Origin of the sequence: Galbibacter sp. BG1 (assembly GCF_013391805.1) — a bacterium.
Taxonomy (GTDB): Bacteria; Bacteroidota; Bacteroidia; order Flavobacteriales; family Flavobacteriaceae; genus Galbibacter.
Genome location: NZ_CP058364.1, coordinates 3,592,614 through 3,613,495 on the forward strand (window position 1 = coordinate 3,592,614; position 20,882 = coordinate 3,613,495).

A 20,882-nucleotide genomic window follows, 5' to 3' on the forward strand; every position below is an offset into this window, starting at 1 on the left:
ATTCTTATTTTTCGTGCAATTTAATTCAATTTATTTCTTTAATAAATCTGTATGCTTACCGAAAACACTGCCGTGAAGACAAGATTTTCTAGTAATATCTAAATATTCTTCAGTACAATAATTATTTAATTAAAATTCAAGAAAACAAACCGTTTTAAGCTTACGCTAGTAATGGTAAAATATGTAAATTTGTCTATCAAAATACACAAAAAACCTATGGATTTTAGAATAGAGAAAGATACTATGGGGGAAGTTCAAGTTCCTTCAGATAAATTATGGGGAGCGCAAACTGAACGTTCTAGAAACAATTTCAAAATTGGGGCGCCCGCTTCCATGCCTTTGGAAGTGGTTTACGGCTTTGCTTATTTAAAAAAGGCGGCTGCCTACACCAATTGCGAACTCGGAGTTTTACCAATTGACAAGAGAGATTATATTGCTCAGGTGTGTGATGAAATACTGGAAGGTAAGCACGACGACCAATTTCCTTTGGTAATTTGGCAAACTGGCTCTGGCACACAGAGTAATATGAATGTGAATGAAGTAATCGCCAATAGAGCGCATCAATTGGCAGGAAAAAAAATAGGTGAAGGCGATAAAACCTTACAACCTAACGACGATGTAAACAAATCGCAATCCTCTAACGATACCTTCCCAACGGGAATGCATATTGCCGCCTACAAAATGGTTGTAGAAACAACCATCCCGGGAGTTACGCAGCTTAGAAATACATTAAAAAAGAAATCCGAAGAGTTTAAAAATGTGGTTAAAATAGGGCGTACACACCTTATGGATGCCACTCCCCTTACTCTTGGACAGGAATTTTCTGGATATGTTTCCCAGCTGGATCACGGTTTAAAAGCACTTAACAATACACTCGAACATTTATCTGAACTTGCTTTGGGAGGAACCGCGGTAGGTACTGGTTTAAACACCCCAAAAGGTTATGCTAAGCGAGTGGCGGAATTTATTGCCAAGTTCACGGAACATCCTTTTAAAACTGCAGATAATAAATTTGAGGCCTTGGCGGCTCACGATGCTTTTGTAGAAACCCATGGAGCACTAAAACAATTGGCTGTTTCCTTAAATAAAATTGCCAACGATATAAGGTTAATGGCCTCCGGACCACGTAGTGGAATCGGAGAACTTATTATTCCAGCCAACGAGCCGGGAAGTTCCATCATGCCAGGAAAAGTTAACCCTACGCAATGCGAGGCACTAACCATGGTTTGTGCACAGGTTATGGGGAACGATGTTGCGGTTACTGTAGGTGGAACTCAAGGACATTACGAACTTAATGTTTTTAAACCTATGATGGCTGCCAATGTTTTGCAATCGGCTAGATTAATCGGCGATGCCTGTGTTAGTTTTGAAGAGCATTGCGCTAATGGTATAGAACCCAATACAAAACGCATCAACGAATTGGTAAACAATTCCTTGATGTTGGTAACGGCTTTAAATACCAAGATTGGATATTACAAGGCGGCAGAAATTGCCAATAAAGCCCACGAAGAAGGAACTACTTTAAAAGAGGCGGCTACAGCTTTAGGATATGTTACTGAAGAAGAATTCGACGAATGGGTAAAACCTGAAGATATGGTAGGTGGCATGAAATAAGGCCATTCAGTTTAAAATAAATGAAGCTGATTGCCATAAAACGCTATCAGCTTTTTTTGTATCTTCACCATAATGCTAAGTACATCTAAAAATGAAAAGAACACCAATTCCATTTCTTGTCTTCTTTTGTGTTTTTCTTTTTTCCTGCAAACAAGAACCTAAAAAAGAAGACCCTGAAATTATCGAACTCAACCAAGCTCCCAAACAAGAAATTATAGAAAACATCCCAACAGTAGCTTGTTATTTATTCGTTCAGGAGAAAGATTCCATTGAAATGAAATTGGAAATTGATGCCGACAAGGTGTATGGTAGTTTAGCCTATAACTTTTATGAAAAAGACAAAAGTTATGGCACCCTTGAAGGAGAGATAAATGGTTCTATACTAAAAGCTGATTATACCTTTAAAGCTGAAGGGACTACTTCCATCCGTGAAGTTATTTTTTTAAAGGAAGATAGTAGCTTTGTTCCAGGTTATGGCGAAATGGAAATTAAAAATGGCAAAGAAGTGTTTAAACAAAGTACAAGTTTAGATTTTAAGTATGGTCAGGCGCTAAATAAAGTAAGCTGTCCATAACAAAATCCAATACTAATAAATTATAGGGTTAAATGGTCAAAAAATACGTTTTGTAATGGACAAAAACAACGGAGGTAAAGATTTTTTTCTGGCATAAGCGTTCCAATAAACTCTAATACCCTTGCTCCAATTCGTTAAGAACTTTGTTTCCGTTGCCGATCATTTGCATATCCACATGATGGTTTTTCATGTTCAGTCTAAGCAATCCGAAACTTTTTTGGGTTACCACTCTCCCCACTCGATAGGGGTTTTCCTCCCCTGAATACTCTTCGTAGGTATGTGTGAGTCCGCTAGAGGTAAAATCAACAATCGGGTAACTTAAATCGCTAATGTTTATCTCAGAAAATTCAGAAATGTGGCGGTCGCCCGAAAGGATAATCACCCGTTGTGCTTGGCTACTTTTTATCAAGGAAAACAGTTTTTCCACTTCATGCGGAAAATTCCCCCAAGTTTCAAAACCATGCTTGTTCGAAAGTACCTGTATGCTGCTCACAATAATATTAAAGGTCGCCGTAGAATTCTTTAATTCCTTTTCTAACCATTTCCATTGTTTATCCCCTAAAATTGTTCCCACGCCCTTAGGGTTTGGCATATAACGCTTTCCATCTTCCCCTAAATTTTTGGTAAGCGGAGATCTAAAATAGCGTGTGTCGAGTAAAATGATTTTTACGTTTCCTTCAGCAGTCTTATAAGTTTTGGAGTTATAGACGCCTTCTTGTTTTCTGCGGACATCATTTTTTGGTACATTTAAAAAATTAAGAAACAGTTCTTGTGATTTTTCTTTCATTGCCCATTCGGCTCCCCCATCGTTTAAACCATAATCATGATCGTCCCAAGTTCCCATAACATCCATAGCTTTAGCCACTTCTTTATATCCATCTTGGTAACGTTGCTCTTCATAATCCTTTCGCATTTCCCTTAAGTCGGCAGTATCTGCATAAATATTGTCGCCACCCCATATCCAAACCGCAGGATTGTTTAATAAAACATCGTCCCAAAGCAGGTTTTCTTGATCTTGCCTGTTACAAGAGCCAAATGCAATTACAAACTCGTCGTCGTTTAAAGAATAGGTTTCTGTTTGGCCAGACTTGCACCCGAAACAAAGAAATAACAGGACATAAAATGGAGGTAAAAAACGCATTATTGGTTTAAGTTTAGAACACAAATGTACTATTCCTTTTTTAAGTTTTCTATTATTAAATTGTATATTAGCCCACCATGGAAGAAATGCAAATAAAAGAATTAAAAAACATACTATCGACCCCAAAAAAGATAGTAATCATACCACATAAGAACCCTGATGGCGATGCTATTGGCTCTTCCTTAGGGCTGTATCATTATCTTAAACATTATCAACACGAAGTGCACATCATCGCCCCAAACGAGTATCCAGAATTCTTAAAATGGATGCCCGGGGAAGATGATATTTTAAAATATGAATATCAAGCTGACGCCTGCAATTCCATCATCCAAAAAGCAGAACTGGTATTTACGTTGGATTTTAATTCCTTGAGCAGAATCGATGAAGTACAAAACGCTCTAAAAGATTTTCAAGGTGATTATGTTATGATAGATCACCACCAAGCTCCAGAAGGTTACGCACGCTTTATGTATTCTAATACCGCAATGAGCAGCACTTGTGAAATGATCTATAACTTTATTGATTTTTTAGGGGATACCGATAAAATCACTTCTGAAATTGCCACCTGTTTGTATACAGGTATTATGACGGACACCGGATCTTTTCGCTTTCCTTCCACCACAAGTAGCACCCATAGGATTGTTGCCAATTTAATTGATAAGGGTGCAGAGAATGCAAACATCCACAACGCTATTTTCGATACAAATTCGATAGATAAACTGCATTTACTTGGCTGCGCTTTAAAAAATTTAGTGGCGCTCCCAGAATACCACACCGTATACATTACCCTTTCCAGGGAAGAACTGCAACAATATAACTACAAAAAAGGCGATACTGAAGGGTTTGTTAATTACGGACTTTCTTTGGATGGAATTAAATTTGCCGTTATTTTTATTGAAAGTGTACAAGAGGACCTTATAAAAATTTCGTTACGTTCTAAAGGAGACTTTTCTGTGAACGAGTTTTCCAGGGCACATTTTAATGGCGGTGGACATACCAATGCTGCTGGAGGTAGAAGTGAACTCTCCTTGGAGGAAACCACTAAAAAATTTGAAGAAATTTTAAAAGATTACAAATCCCAATTACAATGATAAAAACCTACGCCCCAATAATTGCAATTGTTTTGTTGCTTACAGCCTGTAAGCAACCAGAAGCTCGACGGCCCGTGAGTGTAAAAACGGGATCTTTTATGAGACAATCCATCGAACGCAATAAAGGTTTGCTGGAGTATGAAGAAGGACTAATAGACAGCATTATTAAAAACGATACCATAAACACTTACCACGCTTCTTCCAATGGCTATTGGTACTATTTCAACACCCACGATTCCACACAGGTTTATTTGCCTAAAGAGGGAGATGTGGTTAAAATAAATTACGATATCCGAACATTGTCGAACGATACCGTTTATTCCAGCTCAGAAATTGGCATTGTAGATTTTAAAGTAGATAAAGAAGATTATTTCCCAGGGTTGCGAACGGCCGTAAAACTTATTAAAAAAGGGGAACAGGCAACCTTTCTATTCCCTTCCTCCCTGGCTTATGGCTATCATGGCGATGATCATAAAATAGGCACTAACCAGCCAATTATAAGCACCATTACGCTACTCGATATTGTAGAAAAGACATCGGATAGCATTTCAAATAATTAAAACAATCAATTTAAATATGTATTCAATGAAAAAGTTAAGTTTCATTTTTATTCTTGCTGCTGTGCTTACCTCCTGCTCCAGCTCTAAATATTCAGATCTTGGAGATGGTATGTTTGCAGATATTCAAACAACTAAAGGAGATATTGTAGTAGAACTTTTTTACCAACAAACCCCTGTAACAGTAGCCAATTTTGTAAGCCTTGCTGAAGGTACCAATACTTACGTAACCGATTCTTTAAAAGGGAAACCTTATTACGATGGGGTAAGTTTCCATAGAGTGATAAAAGATTTTATGATTCAAGGAGGAGATCCAACAGGAACCGGAAGCGGTAACCCTGGTTATAAATTTAAGGACGAAATTGTAGATTCCCTTAAACACGATAAAAAAGGTATTCTATCTATGGCCAATGCAGGTCCTGGCACCAATGGAAGTCAGTTTTTTATTACACATAAAGAAACTCCGTTTTTAAATGGTAAACACACCGTATTTGGAGAAGTGGTAAAAGGAATAGAAGTAGTAGATTCCATTGCCAATGTAAAGACCTCTCAAGATCCTATGTCTAGAGACAAACCGGTAGAAGATGTGCTAATAAAGCATATTCAAATAATAAGAAACGGGAAAGACGCCAAGAATTTTGATGCCGCTACCATTTTCGATGCTTATTTTGCTGAAGAGGCTGAAGCACAAAAAGCCCTTGAAAACATGAAGAAAGAGGTTGCTGTGGAATTTGAAGCTCAAAAAGAAAAAGCCGAAACTACCGATTCTGGATTGCAATATATTATCTTGGAAGAAGGTGATGGTGAAAAACCGAAAGTGGGACAAACTGCTTTGGTAGAATATACAGGGTATTTTGAAAACGGAAACATTTTCGATACCAGTTCGATGGAAATTGCTAAAAAATTTGGCAATGTAAATCCAGGCAAACGAGACAGAGGAATGTACCAACCAGCACCGATGCCTATAAGTCCAGATGCTACCATTATCCCAGGTTTTAAAGAAGGCCTATTGATGATGCAAGTTGGGGATAAAGTACGTTTGTTTATTCCTTCATATCTAGCATATGGAGAAGCCGGTTACGGCCCTATTGCCCCAAATACCAATTTGGTTTTCGATTTGGAAATGATAGGCATACAGGAGTAAATAAAGAAGTATTATTTTATACAAAACCCCGTAAAGTGAATGCTTTACGGGGTTTGTTTTTTGTTTATGACAACATTTGTTACATGCCACTATTTTTATAAAAATCAACAACCATATTATCTTCGAAAAATTAAGATACAGTTAAATTCAATAAATTTTCATCTGCACAATTAGGTTCGTGAAAGAATCCTTTTTCTAATCTCATTTTGTATACCTCGAGGAAGTCATTCCTTTGTATCAAAAAATTAGATCTTTTGTTTTAACTATATTCATTGTAACCAAAAACTTAGCAGCATAAAAGATAAAACTAAGAAATGAAAAAAATTCATTTATAAAAAGCATTAGGGCTTTGTAATTTTTGTAGCCAGCAAAAGTCCAGTAACAATAAATTAATTAAAAGAAAGTTTGAAAAGTAGCTATTTAAACAATTAAGAATTGTGAATACAATAATTATTAATCCATTGGACAGTGATTGTTTTTATAAAAGTAAACATGATTTGAACTTATTTTTTAGAAAGAAAATTTAAACAAAATAAAACCATAAAAAAACCACGCTCAAGGCGTGGTTTTAATTTTTAAATGAAATGGAAATTAGTTCTTCCCTTCCATTTTATCTTTCAATGCTTGAAGCTCTGCGTTAGCATCACCAAGTGTTGTTTTTTCAGCTTGGTTGCTACGTTTTGCAGCGGCTTTAACATTTTTCTCTTCTTCTTCTTTGAAGATAGCTGTATGAGAAGCTACTACTCTCTTGAATTCTTTGTTGAACTCAATGATTTTGAAATCGGCAGTTTCTCCTTTTTTCAACTTCTTACCATCTTCTTTTTCTAAGTGACGAGAAGGTACAAATGCAACGATATCTTCGTTGAAGTCGATAGTCGCTCCTTTGTCTACAATCTCAGATATTTCTGCATTGTGAACAGTTCCTTCAGCAAATTCTGTTTCGTACTTGTCCCAAGGGTTCTCTGTAGTTTGTTTGTGACCAAGACTTAACTTACGTCCCTCAACATCCAATTCTAACACTTCTACTTCCAACTTGTCCCCAACGTTTACAAATTCAGATGGGTGCTTAATTTTCTTAGTCCAAGAAAGATCAGAGATATAAATCAATCCGTCAATTCCTTCTTCCAATTCAACAAATACACCAAAGTTTGTAAAGTTACGTACAATTCCTGTGTGCTTAGAACCTACAGGGTACTTAGAAGTAATATCTGTCCATGGATCTGGCGTTAATTGCTTGATACCAAGAGACATCTTACGATCTTCACGATCTAATGTAAGAACTACTGCTTCTACTTCGTCTCCAACATTTACGAAATCTTGAGCCGAACGTAAGTGTGTAGACCAAGACATTTCAGAAACGTGGATCAATCCTTCAACACCATCAGCAACTTCGATAAACGCACCGTAGTCTGCAATAACAACTACTTTACCTTTAACTTTATCACCAACTTTTACTTCATCTCCAAGAGCTTCCCATGGGTGCTTCTGTAATTGCTTAAGACCTAATTGAATTCTAGACTTGTTATCATCGAAGTCTAAGATTACAACGTTTAATTTCTGATCAAGTTCAACAACCTCATTCGGGTGGTTGATACGAGACCAAGAAAGATCTGTAATGTGGATAAGACCATCTACGCCACCAAGGTCGATGAATACCCCGTAAGAAGTAATATTCTTAACGGTTCCTTCAAGAACTTGACCTTTTTCAAGCTGTCCGATGATTTCTTTTTTCTGTTCTTCGATATCTGCTTCGATAAGCGCTTTGTGAGAAACAACAACGTTTTTGAACTCATGGTTGATTTTAACCACTTTGAATTCCATTGTTTTACCAACATACGCATCGTAATCGCGAATAGGCTTCACATCAATTTGAGATCCTGGTAAGAACGCTTCGATACCGAATACGTCTACAATCATACCACCTTTAGTTCTGCACTTCACAAAACCATTAACAATCTCTCCTTTATCGTGAGCAGCATTAACTCTATCCCAAGCCTTGATAGTTCTAGCTTTACGGTGAGATAATACCAACTGACCTGTTTTATCTTCGCGAACGTCGATTAAAACTTCTACTTTGTCTCCAACTTTTAAGTTTGGATTGTAACGAAACTCGTTTAAAGAAATTACACCTTCAGACTTTGCGTTGATATCGATAATCGCCTCTCTGTCTGTTAAGTGAACCACAGTTCCTTCTACAACCTCTTCATCAGCTGTGTCTACGAAGTTCTCTTCAACAAGATTTTCGAACTCTTTTAATTTTTCGTCCTCAACTTGGTCAATACCTTCTTGGTAATTGTGCCAGTTAAAGTTCTTAAGAAACTCTTCTTGAGAAACAGTTTCTTTTACTTCAGTTTTTGCTTCAGCAGCTTTAGATTCTGCCGCTTGCGCTTTTTGTGTTTCTTTAGTTTCAGCCATGTGCTGATAAAAAATTTGTATTCTGATCTAAATCAAGAGGTTAGCAATATTTAAATACAGAAGATGTTTGTATAAAAAATTGATTTTCAATCCCTTTTCCCTCTTGGGTATGCTAAAAAGGAGTGCAAATTTACAACTTATTTTTTGATTTTCAAATGTTTAAAGACTTTTTGAGCATTCTTTCGTTTTTAGAAGAAAAACAACTTAAATACTTAAGCCCCAGTATGTAATATAACGATTAAAGAAAGTACCGAAATAAATACCCAAATACCAACTGCCAAGAATAAAGGCCTAGTCCCTACACTTTTTAAGGAAGAGAAGTCCAAAGTGCTCCCAATAACAAAAAGAACCAAACTTAAAGCTATTTTGGATCCAGAAACTATCCATGGGGTAATGGAACTAACTTGAGGCACGTAAGTATTCAATATAATAGCTAAAATGAACAAACCGATAAAATAAGGTATTTTGATTTTTTTAATGGAACCATGGGAAAGAAATGCAAACACCAAAGAAACGGGGAGTATCCACAGCGCTCTAGCTAATTTAACCGTTGTTGCCATTGCCAAAGCTTCATTTCCGTAAGCATCTGCAGCGCCTACCACAGAACTGGTGTCGTGAATGGCAATGGCACTCCACAGCCCAAACTGATGTTGCGTCATATGCAATAGATGACCAATGGGTGGAAACAGAAACAATGCTAAAGAGTTTAAAAGGAATACCACCCCTATTGAAATGGAAATTTGCTTGGTATTGGCTTTTACTATAGGTGCAATGGCTGCAATGGCGCTCCCACCGCAAATAGCAGTTCCAGACGAAATAAGTTGCGCTATTATTTTATCGATCCCTAAGACTTTGCCGAGAATTAAACCAAGTAATAATGTGGTAAAAATTGAACCTGCTGTAAACCAAAAACCTTCTTTTCCGGCAGATATGGCACTATTTACGGTCATCCCGAAACCTAATCCTACAACAGCTATTTTAAGAAGCCACTGTATCGCTTTGTGATTTAAAACAGGAAAAGGATTTTCTATAAACTGCGCCAATACTATCCCTACCCCTAGAGCTACAGGCGGTGAAACCAAAAAAGCAGTGCAACAGATGGCTACACCCATCCATATCCATTTGGTGATTTTATTCGATTTATTTGAAGTTGTTTCTGAAAGCATCATCCTCTAATTTTCTGATGCAAAGCTACCGCCTTCAGTAATGTCAATCAAATGCTAAAAACGAATACACTATAACTTTATGTTATAATGATATTCCAAGAAGTTCATAAAAACTTGAGCTATGGAAGTGTGATCCCCTTGCAATTGTATGGTTTGAAAAATTCGTTCTATTGAGAAATCTTCGATATCCACAATCCCCAAATCCCCAGAAGTCAATTCATCTAAAACGGAATAAACACTGAGAAACGCACACGCTTCGGAGCCTTTTAAATAAGATTTTATACTTTCTGAGCTCCCCAACTGCACTTCCATTTTAAAATTAGAAAGTTCCAAACCTGAATTTTTCAATTTGCTTGTGATCACTTCTAGCGTTCCAGAGCCTTCTTCCCGCAGCACCAAAGGTGTTCCCTTAAGCTTATCCAATGAGATTTGCTTAGCGTTGAAGAGCTTATGGTTTTTATAAAACACCAATACAATCTCATCCTTTAAAAACGTTTTATAAGAAAGCTCCCTGTTCCTGGAAACGCCTTCTATAAAGCCTATGTCGGCTGTTTTATCAAGAACATTTCTCTCTACTTGAGCAGTATTGGCATTATTGAGCACCATCTTTATATCTGGATATCTTTTTTTAAAAAGTGCCAATGCTTCCGGTAAAATATATTGGGCGATGGTGGTACTGGCCGCAATTTTCAGAACACCCTCTGTTTTATCGATCAATGCATTCATATCAAACTCCAAGCCCTTGTAAATACCGATAATTTCATTCCCTTTTTCAAACAGTAAACTTCCTGCCCGGGTAAGCTCTATACTATTTCCCTTGCGTTCAAATAATTTCTGATTGTAGTAATCCTCGAGGGATTTAATATGACGCGTCACCGCTGGTTGAGAAATGTGAAGCTCTTGAGCGGCTTTTGAAAAACTAAGACGCTCGGCAACTTTTAAAAAAATTTGAAGTTTATAATCCATCGTTATAAACAAATGTAATAATTAATTTAAGAATTGAGAATTCAGGTGTACATCAATATTTATTCATAAGAACCCGAAATAGACAAAAAGCCATACTTTAACACCTTCAACTTACATCAAAATATTTTAAGGTAACTTAAGGCATAAAAACAAATCTTCTTTTTCAGCTCCAAATCCAATGATGCTGTCTTTTAAGACAAATCCAAGTTTCTTTTCTTTTAAAACATAAACGGTTTGGAGGCTGTCTAGCTCATTCTTCGGAAGCGTAAAATCATCTGCCGCATAAATTATTCGATCCTGTTGGTAAAGCTTAATACTTCCCGCATAAGTTACATCTGGCAAAACCCAACTTTTATTTGAAAAATCCTTGTTAAGTTTTTCATTTAACCGCTCGAAAGAATGCTGCACTGATGAATTTATACCCAAAAATCCTTCTGCAGGAGTTCTTATTATCTGGAAAAGGATAACAATATAAAACAACCTACTACTCCATTTATTCCAAATTCTAATATTTACAGGTTGTAATTTAGCAGTTAATAAAACCAAAAAAGGTAAAAATAACGGGAGTAACCAGCGGCCAGAAACTTTAGAAGAGTTGATCACAACAAAACATATCAATGCAAAGATAAACTGGCACCAAAATGCTTGTTCAAACCATTCGGGAATAACCTTTTTTAGAGCTAATTTCTTTCGAAAAAATTGAAAAGTAAACAACAATAAAAGCGGTAAAAATAGATTTATAAAACTTTTACCAAATGCCAATGCAGGAGTTAGAACAGGAACCCCTCCATAATTATTTGATTTTGTTTTAAGTCGCATGCTATGGGTTATCTCCGATAAAAATGCAGCATTATCGATCAACCAGTAAAGGTGTGGTGCTATAATTAAAAGACAAGCGAGAAAACTTAAAAGTATTTTAATGTCTTGATATACTATTTTAGTTTTTTCATCTAAAAAAGGTAAAATCATAAAAACAGGCAGGAGCAAGACAAAATTGTATTTGGTAAGCAAGCCGAGACCTATAATATATCCAAAAGCAATATAATTTAATAGACTCCTATCTTCCCTTAGTCTATAAAACCAATAATAAAGGGAAACACACATAAAACACATCATGGATGTATGGGTAAGCCTTCGGAAATTAAAATCTATAAAAACAGGAATTAAACAAACCAGAAAGGTGGTTAATGCCGACAAATTAATATTCTTGTGGATTTTATAAGAAAGCTTATAAAGCATCATTAGCGTTCCAGCAAACCAAAAAGCACGTAAGGCTGCCAAAGAAAGCCTATTTAATCCCAAAACTTTATTTACCAAAATTTGTATCCACGTATAGAGAGGCGGCTGATCGTTGTATCCCAACCGAAACCATTGCGAGTAATAAGCCTGTTCAGCATCCTCCCATTCTGGTGCAGCCTTCAAAAAAGCAATGATGATAATTGCAACAAAACATAAAATTGCAACATTCAACACATTTTTCGGAATCGAGATAGAGGGTAGTTTCAATGGTTAATGACTTATCTAACAAATGTAAGTCTTTATAAATCAAACCGCAATGATTTATCTCTCAGCCAAAAACTAATCCAATCAGCTCCGGTTTTCTTCAGCGCACCCCTAGATTAGAAGATTATTTAAAATACTAAAGTGATTGGAGAAAAAAGAAATTGCAAAGCCAGTGACAAGAAGCATAGCACAATAAAAAAATAAACTCACTCTCTGTGTATCCTTATCAGAATTCACTACTTACTACTTTGCAATTTCGTTTGAATAAAAGGTTTTTGAGAATTTTATTTCATGGAATCCAAAATGGCTATAATATCGTCTTCTGTGGTATCTGGATTGATAAAGCACATACGGGAAACAGTTTCATAAGTATCTCCCGAACGCCATTTGGTGGGGGTCACCAAAGCAAACCCATCCCTATGGTTTTTATATGTCCAATTTCGATAATCATCAGGAGACCATCCTTTTCTTCTAAAGACCACACACGAAAGGCTTGGTTCGCGAACTAATTCCACGTGATCGGTAGCTGTTATCAACCTTCCCGCCAAATTCGCCAAATTAATTCCTTCTTCCACAGCCCATTTGTACTTATCCGTTCCGTGCATCGCCAAAGAAAACCACAGTGGCAATCCCCTTACACGTCTTGTAAGTTGTATTTGATAATCGGACGGATTGAAACCTTCCGCCCCTTCATCTTTAAATATATCTAAATAAGAGCCCTCTTGTGCATGCGCTTCTTTGGCCAATTCCAGATTTTTATAGATTATGGCTCCGCAATCATACGGTGAGAACAACCATTTATGGGGATCTATGGTAATACTATCTGCACGTTCTATCCCATTAAACAGGTGTCTTACCGAATCGGCAGCCAAGGCTCCACCGCCGTAGGCCGCATCCACATGAAACCAAAGGCTCTCCTGCTCGCATATTTCAGCAATTCCGTCCAAATCGTCAATAATTCCAGCATTAGTAGTACCTCCCGTGGCCACCACTGCAAATAATCTTTTTCTTTGATGCTCTGTTAAATCAGCAATCTTCGCTTGTAAATCGGCTTTTGTCATGGAATCCTCTGTTTCAATGAGCATTACATCGGCATCTATTACCTTTGCCATGGATTTAACGGAAGAATGAGCCCCGATGGAAGTTATAATCAACCCCTTTTCCCCTATATTATTTTCATCTTTCCTCCAGTTTTCACGAGCTGTGACCATAGCGGATAGATTTGCGGCAGTTCCGCCGCTTGTAAAAACACCAAATGCACCTTCCGGAAGCCCAGTTAGGGAAACCAGCCAGCGCATGGCCTCATTTTCGCAATAGATACCGCCGGCACCCTCCATCCAATAAGCCCCGTGAATACTCGAGGCAGAGGTTACCAAATCGAACATAATCGAGGCACGTGTGGGAGATGCAGGTACAAAAGCCAAATGTCGAGGATGATCTATGGGAACAGTCGCTTTAATCAATACATCTTTAAAAAGCTGAAATGCTTTTTCCCCTCCTATCCCCTTCTCGGTAACGGTTTCGCCAACCAAAGCGCGTAGCTCTTCCTCCTTTTTAGGTTTCCCGAGCTCTGGGGAGATCATGGTTATTCTATTTAAAGCGTATTTCATGACATCTAGGGTCATTTCAACGGAATCCATATCTATGTTATGCATACAATATCTCTTTTTTGCAAAGGTAATCTTTTGTTCTGTTTTCCCTAGAAATTGCTATCTTTATACAAAAGCTTAACAGTGACCAAAGAACTCTTCCAAACCGCCAAGTCGGCTTTAATAGAAGCCACTAAAGATGTAAAACACCCATTCAGGTATTTTACCATGGCCACTATTGGCATTAACAATAGTCCGCGTTTAAGAACCGTTGTGCTAAGAAATGTGAAAGACGATCTTACCATTTCCCTTTTTACCGATAGAAGGTCTAAAAAAGTTACCCATTTAAAAGAAAACAATAACGTTTGCTTACTTTTCTTTAATCACAACGATATGCTTCAATTAAAAATTGATGGGAAGGCATTTTTAGAGCAGGATGAAAAAGTACTTAGCAAGGCTTGGAAAAAAATGAAAGAAGCTTCCAAAAATGACTATCGCACCACCCAAGAACCGGGAAGCAAGGTTAAAGATCCAGAAATGATTGAGTATTTGGATACCTCCAACCATTTTGCCATTGTGCACATTATTCCCTCTAAAATAGAGTATTTGGAATTAAAAAAAGATAAACACGTGCGCGCTCTTTTCTCCAAAGAAGAAAGCCAATGGGAAGGCAGTTATATCGTTCCATAAATTTCCCTTCCTCCTCCCAAACATTTGCTGTAATTAACTTTATTTTAGAAAACAGCATTCTATTATTGCTTGATAACTTCCTATCTTTATAACTAATAAAAAACAATATCATGAAGACATTTAACGAAAAAGAAATAAACGAACGCATTGAAAAACTGGAGTATTGGGATTATGAAGAAGGATTTTTGGTTACATCCCTAGATTTTAAGGATTTTGCAGATGCATTTGCCATGATGACGCGTATTGCTTTTGAAGCGGAAGCTCTACAACACCACCCAGAATGGAGCAATGTGTACAACAATCTCACCATTCGACTGAATACACACGATGCCGACGGGATCACCGAAAAAGATTTTAAACTAGCCACCAAAATCGAAGAGATCATTAAAGGATAAGTATTCCATATGCATTCAAACAGGAATTTATATGATTAAAATATCCTTCAATTTTTGCAACTTTTAAACTTTCTAATTTTAATCTCTTTAATTATTTTTGTTCAGAAATTATAATATAAAAATTTTATGGGAAGAGCTTTCGAATTCAGAAAAGCAAGAAAAATGAAACGTTGGTCAGCTATGGCCAAAGCTTTTACGCGTATAGGCAAAGATATTGTTATGGCAGTAAAAGAAGGAGGTCCCGATCCCGATACCAATGCTAGGCTTCGTGCAGTTATACAAAATGCGAAGTCGGTAAACATGCCCAAAGACAATATTGAAAGAGCTATAAAGCGCGCTTCCGATAAAAATACCGAAGATTATAAAATAGTATTATTTGAAGGCTATGCGCCTCATGGAGTTGCTATTCTAGTGGAAACAGCTACCGATAATAATAATAGAACCGTTGCCAACATACGGAGTTATTTTAATAAATGTAATGGAAGTTTAGGCACCAGCGGGTCGGTGGAATTTATGTTCGACCATACCTGTAATTTTAGAATTCCTTCAGAAGGAATTGATCCTGAGGAACTAGAGCTGGAAATGATTGACTTTGGGGCTGAGGAGGTTTTTGCTGATGAAGATGGTATATTAATTTATGCTCCTTTTGAAAGTTTTGGAGCTATCCAAAAAGAACTGGAAGAAAGAAATATAGAAATACTTTCCTCTGGCTTTGAACGAATTCCGCAAGTAACTAAAAAACTATCTGCAGAAGAAGCTGCCGATGTTGAAAAATTACTGGAAAAAATTGAGGAGGACGACGATGTACAGAATGTATATCACACCATGGAAGAATCTGAAGATTAATCTTTTTTAAAGGAATATTCAGGTATTTTTCCTTCCACTCCGGAGAAGTAAGAATACATGAAATTAAAATCAGTTTCCATATTATCTGATGGATAAAAAGGAGGTTCCACACGAACATCTTTATTTCTATAATCAAAAGCGACCATCACAATTGGGACTTTGGCCGCTTTGGCAATAAAATAGAATCCGGTTTTCCATGTTTTAACCTTTTTACGGGTTCCCTCTGGGGCCAGTGCCAATCGGAATTCGTCCCGCTGCTCGAACAATTTCACAACAGCGTCTACCGTATTGTTACTTTTAGACCTATCAATCGGGGCACCTCCCATCCATTTAAAGTACCAACCAAACGGAGTGTCAAACAGTTCTTTTTTACCTACAAAGTTCATTGGGATATTCACCATGCTGCGCACCAATACCCCAATATAAAAATCGTGCCAGCTGGTATGTGGCACGACAATTATAATGTATTTGTTCAAAGATGGAAAACTCCCTTTAAGCTTCCATCCCAAAACCCTTTGAAAAATCCAACGAGAAATTTTACCCATTACATTTTTTCATAAAGGCTTCTTAGTTTTTCAGGCGTAATTTTTTCTTTCCAATTCTCGCCACACGCATTTTCCCACAGCGGATCCATACCCATGGAAACATTGATCATAGTGTCGAATTCTTCATCGGTAAGGTTGGCACATATACCAGTTGGCAATTCTATTTGATACTTTTCCTTCATTTTTTTGAAGATAGCCACCCCTTCTGGGTAAAACTCTTCTAAATGATCGAAAACAATACAATTTCCAATACCATGCTTTGTTCCCAATACATAGGAAAGACCATAACTCATAGCGTGCGCCACCCCCACTTGGGAGTAAGCAATGCTCATGCCGCCGTGCCACGAAGCCATCATAAGTTTATCTTGAGATTCTTCTTCGGAAAGGTTTCCGTTGTAAAAAACCTCTTTACAAAGTTCTTCAGCTTTCTCTCCGTAACTCTGACTAAAGGCGTTTAAATATGTACCATTAAGCGATTCTATACAATGTATAAAACAATCCATTCCAGTATAAAACCATTGGTCTTTTGGCACTCCAGCTGTAAGTTCAGGATCCAACACCACTTGGTCGAACGGGGTAAAGTCTGAATTAATACCGAGTTTTCTTTCGGGTCCAGTTAAAACGGTAGTTCTGGATACTTCTGCCCCTGTACCGCTAATAGTAGGAATACCAACGTGATAAACCGCTTCCCTTTTCACCAAATCCCATCCTTGATAATCTTCTGCCTTTCCTGGACTCGTAAGCATAATGGCAACCGCTTTGGCTAAATCCATTACCGTTCCCCCACCAATTCCAATAATACCAGAAGGGGTTTCACTATTTGAATCTTTAATTCTATCCACTAAAACGTCTACTTGATCTGTTTTCGGTTCCTCTTCAGTAGGAATAAAAACAATTTGATCATTAAACATCAACGGTATTCTCGATAGCATTTTCTTATCATCTTCAAAAACGTCGTCTACCAAAAAAATAAAAGGAGCCTCCGCATTTCTTCGCTTTGGCATTAATATTTCTTTAAGTTGACTAAAGCTTCCTCGTCCAAAAACCACTCTTGGAACCATTGGAAAATTCTTGTACTTCATGTATGCTTTTTGAATTTATATCTTTTGTTTACTCTCAATCTATTTCTTAAAACGGCATTACAGCCAATTTAAAATCTCTTTTATGTGTTCGGCTGTTTTATAACTGCCATTAGTCTCTTCCTCTTTTACCATTTCGTGAGCCCAAGTGGTATGAAATGGCACATGAACGGCTTGCGCACCGATATTTACAATGGGCAGAACATCTGATTTTAAGGAATTACCAACCATTAAAAACTCCTTTACGTTAATCTCTAAATGTTCTAGTAAATTCTTATAATTCTCTTCTTTCTTATCACTTAAAACTTCAATGTGATGAAAATATTTTGATAACCCAGATTTTTCCAGCTTTCTTTCCTGATCCAACAAGTCTCCTTTTGTTAATAAAATAATGCGGTACTTATCCACCAAAGATTTTAAAACCTCTTCTACTCCATCCAAAACTTCCACTGGTTTTAAAAGCATCTCTTTACCTAGATGAAGAATTTTCGAAATGGTTGCATTATCCACCCGGCCATTTGATAAATCGATGGCACTTTCTATCATTGAGAGCATAAAACCCTTAATGCCGTATCCATAAATTTCCAAATTCACCATCTCCATTTTAAAAAGCTCCTGGTCTATCTTATTTTCAGTTTCGTAATTAGAAAGGAGTTTAGCAAATTCTTGCTCTGCTTCGCGGAAATATGTTTCGTTAACCCACAGGGTATCATCGGCATCAAAACCAATTACCTTTATTGCTTCCTTGTTCATTTCCACACTTTTTTAGCACGTTCCAAATCTTCAGGGGTATCTATTTCTATACCTTCGGAATCGGTTTCAACCATCTTTATTTTCTTTCCATATTCTAAATACCGAATGGCCTCAATTTTTTCAGTGGCTTCTAAAGAAAGCATCGGTAATTTTTGAAAATCAACAATGGCCTGCTTTCTAAAAGCGTAAACCCCTTTATGCTTAAAGTAGGTCACCGAAACACTTTTATCCCTTGGATAAGGAATTGGGGAACGCGAAAAATAGAGCGCAAAATCCCGGTTATCGGTAATCACTTTAACGGTATTTGGATTATTTATCTCCTCCCAATCTTCAATCTTTGTCATTAATGAAGCAAGATCAATTTCGTTATCGACATCCTCTTTAAACACCTCTATTACCTTCGCTAAGCTTTCTCGGTCTGTAAAAGGCTCATCACCTTGCACATTCACAACAATATCGACATCCATCTTCTCGACAGCTTCTGCAATACGGTCGCTTCCGCAGTCGTGTTCCTTTATACTCATTATCGCCTTACCGCCATTACTTTCAATTTCCTTAAAAATAATATCACTATCGGTAACTACAAAAACATCGTCGAAAAGACCTGTATTAACAGCTGCTTTGTAGGTTCGGAGAATTACAGTCTCGCCACCGAGATCTTGCATTAGTTTTCCCGGAAAACGAGAAGCGGCATATCTTGCCGGTATCATTGAAATAATCTTCATAGGTTCTCAACAATTCTTTAATAAACAAAAATAAGAGATAAAATTGAGAATTTAGGTCTTGCGGGGTTTGAGTTTTCTATAAAACCAAAATATCATCATTAATATTATGATTGTTAGCACAATAGCTATCACTGGAAAAAAAATAGAGACAACCGACATGAATATCGAACTTCCTGTTTCAACGGTAGAAACAATCGGATTGCCTAAACCAGCCGTAGTGGCTGTAGAAGTCAATCTGGTTCCTGCTGAAGCTCCTTTTACCAAAGTTGCGGTACCTCCACCTGCTATAATTGCCATAGACCATGTTACTACTGGAGAAAGATCGGCAATTGTGGAAACCATAACCGCTGTTCCAGCGATGGCGGCAAGCGGAACTGCCAAAGCGTCTAAAGTGTTATCTACAAAAGGAATATAGTACGCAAAAATTTCTAACACCATGGCCACGCCAAGTGTAATTATGGCCGCGATAGAACCTATCCACTGCCAATCGGTACTTAAATCAATTATATTAAAATGTGCTGCCAAACTTAACACAAACAAAGGAAGAAACACTCGAAATCCAGCCGATGCCGCCAAACCGATCCCCAAAAAAATACTAATAATTGTTTCTGCTGTCATTCTCTAAACCTTTTATATAAAAGTAAGGATTTTTAGGTTAAAATTAATGATCGAAAAAATCGTCTTTAAAACCAATAAGGTATAATTTATTTTTTGCCCTAGTGACCGCGGTATACAACCAACGCAAATAATCTTGATCTACCCCTTTGGGTAAGTAAGGTTGTTCCACAAAAACAGTATTCCACTGCCCCCCTTGGGATTTATGACAGGTAACGGCATACGAAAACTTAACCTGCAAAGCATTGAAATACTTATTGTTCTTTACTTTTAGAAACTTCTTGTATTTAGAGGTCTCCTCTTCATAATCCTTCATCACTTCCTGATATAACTTATTCCCATCTTCATAAGAAAGTGAAGGGGAATTCACCTCCAAAGTATCGAGCATTAAAACCGTTTCAAAAGGTTTCATATTGGGATAATCTACCATTTGCACCTTTACTTCTGCAAATTTAAAACCGTATAATTCTTTTATGGCAAATATCTCCAAAACTTCAATTATATCCCCATTGGCAATAAAACCAGCCTCGGAAGTGGCTTTCAACCAAAAATAGTTGTTTTTTACTACCATTAAATAATCTCCAGTAGCCAATTCATTCTCTAAAAAAAGTATTCTACCCCGAATCTGTTGATTGTAAAGGTTGGCTCTTTTGTTTGACCTTACAATAATTGCGGTTTCCTCTTTTCCGTTCTCGCTGTAAGAATCGTTTATAGCGTCCTGAATTTCGTAACCATCCACCAACCTTACAATATCTTTAAATCCACCCAATTGAAACTTGAACTCATCTGCATAGTCGTTCTGAATTTGCTCCCTTATATTGGTCGCATTCAATAATATTCCAGAATCTAGTTGTTGCCTTACCACTTCATCCAATTCTATTTTTCTAACTTCTTTATTGTAATGCAGAGAAAGGGTGTTTTCGTTAAGTGCCGGACTCAAGGGTGTATTTACCGGTGGCAACTGCGCCGTATCTCCAATAAGGATCAACTTGCATTTATGTCCAGAATACACATACATAAGAAGGTCGTCGAGCAATGAGCCGTTATCGAATATTTTAGAATCGGAAGAAGCATCAGAGATCATCGAAGCTTCATCTACAATAAAAAGGGTGTTTTTATTCTTGTTGGGAGAAAGCACAAACTTAACGCCCCCTCCCCTTTCTTTTCTGGGAAAGTAAATGTGTTTATGTATGGTATGTGCCGTAGTGCCCGAGTAGTTGGTAATAACTTTTGCCGCCCTTCCGGTAGGTGCCAATAAAACCGATTTTTTTAAAGTTTTCCATAAATTGGTTACCAAAGAGCCAATAATGGTTGTTTTTCCGGTTCCTGCAAATCCTTTTAACAAGAAGAGTTCGTTTTTTTCTTCTGAAAAAATAAAATCTGAAAGCTGCTGAAGCACAACATCTTGCTTTAACGTTGGCTCGTGAGGGAACTTTTCTTTTAGTAATTTGTAAAATGATACCGCGTCCATAAA

The 20,882-nt window shown here is 37.2% G+C and carries 20 protein-coding genes; 8 read left to right on the forward strand and 12 right to left on the reverse strand.

Features of this window, described 5'->3' with window-relative positions; all coding sequences use genetic code 11:
* The first annotated feature begins 216 nt into the window (after positions 1-216).
* Together fumC and HX109_RS15740 are read left to right on the forward strand one after the other, a co-directional pair.
* A complete protein-coding gene (gene fumC / locus HX109_RS15735) occupies positions 217-1,614 on the forward strand; it encodes a class II fumarate hydratase (RefSeq protein ID WP_178953775.1) in 1,398 nt (465 codons plus the stop codon).
* 91 nt (positions 1,615-1,705) lie between these two features.
* Positions 1,706-2,188 carry a hypothetical protein gene (locus HX109_RS15740; RefSeq protein ID WP_178953777.1) on the forward strand — a complete coding sequence of 161 codons (483 nt, stop codon included), beginning with the start codon at positions 1,706-1,708 and terminating at the stop codon, positions 2,186-2,188.
* Between the two features lie 112 nt (positions 2,189-2,300).
* On the opposite strand, the gene HX109_RS15745 is transcribed toward HX109_RS15740, so the two are convergent.
* A complete protein-coding gene (locus HX109_RS15745) occupies positions 2,301-3,329 on the reverse strand; it encodes an alkaline phosphatase D family protein (protein WP_178953779.1) in 1,029 nt (342 codons plus the stop codon).
* Between the two features lie 77 nt (positions 3,330-3,406).
* Between HX109_RS15745 and HX109_RS15750 the strand changes: the two genes are divergently transcribed.
* Genes HX109_RS15750 through HX109_RS15760 form a run of 3 tightly spaced genes read left to right on the forward strand, consistent with a single transcriptional unit; the run spans position 3,407 to position 6,121 of the window.
* Positions 3,407-4,420 (forward strand): DHH family phosphoesterase, encoded by a 1,014-nt coding sequence (locus tag HX109_RS15750; RefSeq protein ID WP_178953781.1) that lies wholly within the window; start codon positions 3,407-3,409, stop codon positions 4,418-4,420.
* Positions 4,417-4,980, forward strand: coding sequence for a gliding motility-associated peptidyl-prolyl isomerase GldI (gldI, locus tag HX109_RS15755; RefSeq protein ID WP_178953783.1), 564 nt, complete (start codon positions 4,417-4,419; stop codon positions 4,978-4,980). The genes HX109_RS15750 and gldI overlap by 4 nt, the downstream gene beginning before the upstream one ends.
* 25 nt (positions 4,981-5,005) lie before the next feature.
* Complete coding sequence (locus HX109_RS15760) at positions 5,006-6,121, forward strand: peptidylprolyl isomerase (RefSeq protein WP_178953785.1); 1,116 nt, start codon at positions 5,006-5,008, stop codon at positions 6,119-6,121.
* Positions 6,122-6,712: 591 nt separating this feature from the next.
* Here HX109_RS15760 and rpsA read toward each other — a convergent pair.
* The 5 genes from rpsA to HX109_RS15785 all read right to left on the reverse strand — a co-directional run bounded on the left by rpsA (position 6,713) and on the right by HX109_RS15785 (position 13,826).
* Entirely contained in the window at positions 6,713-8,536 is a 1,824-nt protein-coding gene (gene rpsA / locus HX109_RS15765) for a 30S ribosomal protein S1 (protein ID WP_178953787.1), read from the reverse strand.
* Between the two features lie 212 nt (positions 8,537-8,748).
* Positions 8,749-9,705 (reverse strand): YeiH family protein, encoded by a 957-nt coding sequence (locus tag HX109_RS15770; protein WP_178953789.1) that lies wholly within the window; start codon positions 9,703-9,705, stop codon positions 8,749-8,751.
* 66 nt (positions 9,706-9,771) lie between these two features.
* Positions 9,772-10,668 (reverse strand): LysR family transcriptional regulator, encoded by an 897-nt coding sequence (locus HX109_RS15775; RefSeq protein ID WP_178953791.1) that lies wholly within the window; start codon positions 10,666-10,668, stop codon positions 9,772-9,774.
* 126 nt (positions 10,669-10,794) lie between these two features.
* The gene (locus HX109_RS15780; RefSeq protein ID WP_178953793.1) at positions 10,795-12,141 is read right to left on the reverse strand and encodes an ArnT family glycosyltransferase; all 1,347 of its coding nucleotides are present in this window, start codon (positions 12,139-12,141) and stop codon (positions 10,795-10,797) included.
* Between the two features lie 314 nt (positions 12,142-12,455).
* Positions 12,456-13,826: a pyridoxal phosphate-dependent decarboxylase family protein gene (locus HX109_RS15785; protein WP_178953795.1), complete on the reverse strand. Its 1,371-nt coding sequence runs from the start codon at positions 13,824-13,826 to the stop codon at positions 12,456-12,458.
* A 78-nt stretch (positions 13,827-13,904) separates the two neighbouring features.
* Between HX109_RS15785 and HX109_RS15790 the strand changes: the two genes are divergently transcribed.
* The 3 genes from HX109_RS15790 to HX109_RS15800 all read left to right on the forward strand — a co-directional run bounded on the left by HX109_RS15790 (position 13,905) and on the right by HX109_RS15800 (position 15,691).
* Positions 13,905-14,450, forward strand: a complete 546-nt coding sequence (locus HX109_RS15790) for a pyridoxamine 5'-phosphate oxidase family protein (protein WP_178953797.1) — start codon at positions 13,905-13,907, stop codon at positions 14,448-14,450.
* A 110-nt stretch (positions 14,451-14,560) separates the two neighbouring features.
* Entirely contained in the window at positions 14,561-14,845 is a 285-nt protein-coding gene (locus tag HX109_RS15795; protein WP_178953799.1) for a 4a-hydroxytetrahydrobiopterin dehydratase, read from the forward strand.
* Positions 14,846-14,971: 126 nt separating this feature from the next.
* Positions 14,972-15,691, forward strand: coding sequence for a YebC/PmpR family DNA-binding transcriptional regulator (locus tag HX109_RS15800; RefSeq protein ID WP_178953801.1), 720 nt, complete (start codon positions 14,972-14,974; stop codon positions 15,689-15,691).
* Here HX109_RS15800 and HX109_RS15805 read toward each other — a convergent pair.
* The 6 genes from HX109_RS15805 to HX109_RS15830 are packed head-to-tail and all read right to left on the reverse strand — an operon-like array spanning position 15,688 to position 20,879.
* Positions 15,688-16,236 carry a 1-acyl-sn-glycerol-3-phosphate acyltransferase gene (locus HX109_RS15805; RefSeq protein WP_178953803.1) on the reverse strand — a complete coding sequence of 183 codons (549 nt, stop codon included), beginning with the start codon at positions 16,234-16,236 and terminating at the stop codon, positions 15,688-15,690. The genes HX109_RS15800 and HX109_RS15805 overlap by 4 nt on opposite strands.
* Entirely contained in the window at positions 16,236-17,318 is a 1,083-nt protein-coding gene (locus HX109_RS15810; RefSeq protein WP_178953805.1) for an iron-containing alcohol dehydrogenase family protein, read from the reverse strand. Before HX109_RS15810 ends, HX109_RS15805 begins: the two co-directional genes overlap by 1 nt.
* A 57-nt stretch (positions 17,319-17,375) precedes the next feature.
* Positions 17,376-18,068: an HAD family hydrolase gene (locus tag HX109_RS15815; protein ID WP_410504027.1), complete on the reverse strand. Its 693-nt coding sequence runs from the start codon at positions 18,066-18,068 to the stop codon at positions 17,376-17,378.
* Positions 18,065-18,793, reverse strand: coding sequence for a 3-deoxy-manno-octulosonate cytidylyltransferase (gene kdsB / locus HX109_RS15820; protein WP_255462717.1), 729 nt, complete (start codon positions 18,791-18,793; stop codon positions 18,065-18,067). Before kdsB ends, HX109_RS15815 begins: the two co-directional genes overlap by 4 nt.
* 51 nt (positions 18,794-18,844) lie before the next feature.
* A complete protein-coding gene (locus HX109_RS15825; protein WP_178953809.1) occupies positions 18,845-19,411 on the reverse strand; it encodes a DUF4126 domain-containing protein in 567 nt (188 codons plus the stop codon).
* 43 nt (positions 19,412-19,454) lie between these two features.
* Entirely contained in the window at positions 19,455-20,879 is a 1,425-nt protein-coding gene (locus tag HX109_RS15830) for an ATP-dependent RecD-like DNA helicase (RefSeq protein ID WP_178953811.1), read from the reverse strand.
* Positions 20,880-20,882: the final 3 nt, after the last annotated feature.

Bases quoted from the DNA above. Each gene is read 5' to 3' on its own strand.
- HX109_RS15750 (WP_178953781.1), top strand. From the start codon at position 3,407: ATGGAAGAAATGCAAATAAAAGAATTAAAAAACATACTATCGACCCCA.
- HX109_RS15785 (WP_178953795.1), bottom strand. From the start codon at position 13,826: ATGCATAACATAGATATGGATTCCGTTGAAATGACCCTAGATGTCATG.
- HX109_RS15815 (WP_410504027.1), bottom strand. From the start codon at position 18,068: ATGAACAAGGAAGCAATAAAGGTAATTGGTTTTGATGCCGATGATACC.
- HX109_RS15810 (WP_178953805.1), bottom strand. From the start codon at position 17,318: ATGAAGTACAAGAATTTTCCAATGGTTCCAAGAGTGGTTTTTGGACGA.
- HX109_RS15830 (WP_178953811.1), bottom strand. From the start codon at position 20,879: ATGGACGCGGTATCATTTTACAAATTACTAAAAGAAAAGTTCCCTCAC.
- HX109_RS15770 (WP_178953789.1), bottom strand. From the start codon at position 9,705: ATGATGCTTTCAGAAACAACTTCAAATAAATCGAATAAAATCACCAAA.
- HX109_RS15740 (WP_178953777.1), top strand. From the start codon at position 1,706: ATGAAAAGAACACCAATTCCATTTCTTGTCTTCTTTTGTGTTTTTCTT.
- HX109_RS15825 (WP_178953809.1), bottom strand. From the start codon at position 19,411: ATGACAGCAGAAACAATTATTAGTATTTTTTTGGGGATCGGTTTGGCG.
- HX109_RS15795 (WP_178953799.1), top strand. From the start codon at position 14,561: ATGAAGACATTTAACGAAAAAGAAATAAACGAACGCATTGAAAAACTG.
- HX109_RS15800 (WP_178953801.1), top strand. From the start codon at position 14,972: ATGGGAAGAGCTTTCGAATTCAGAAAAGCAAGAAAAATGAAACGTTGG.
- gldI (WP_178953783.1), top strand. From the start codon at position 4,417: ATGATAAAAACCTACGCCCCAATAATTGCAATTGTTTTGTTGCTTACA.
- HX109_RS15760 (WP_178953785.1), top strand. From the start codon at position 5,006: ATGAAAAAGTTAAGTTTCATTTTTATTCTTGCTGCTGTGCTTACCTCC.
- HX109_RS15745 (WP_178953779.1), bottom strand. From the start codon at position 3,329: ATGCGTTTTTTACCTCCATTTTATGTCCTGTTATTTCTTTGTTTCGGG.
- HX109_RS15805 (WP_178953803.1), bottom strand. From the start codon at position 16,236: ATGGGTAAAATTTCTCGTTGGATTTTTCAAAGGGTTTTGGGATGGAAG.
- HX109_RS15775 (WP_178953791.1), bottom strand. From the start codon at position 10,668: ATGGATTATAAACTTCAAATTTTTTTAAAAGTTGCCGAGCGTCTTAGT.
- kdsB (WP_255462717.1), bottom strand. From the start codon at position 18,793: ATGAAGATTATTTCAATGATACCGGCAAGATATGCCGCTTCTCGTTTT.
- fumC (WP_178953775.1), top strand. From the start codon at position 217: ATGGATTTTAGAATAGAGAAAGATACTATGGGGGAAGTTCAAGTTCCT.
- rpsA (WP_178953787.1), bottom strand. From the start codon at position 8,536: ATGGCTGAAACTAAAGAAACACAAAAAGCGCAAGCGGCAGAATCTAAA.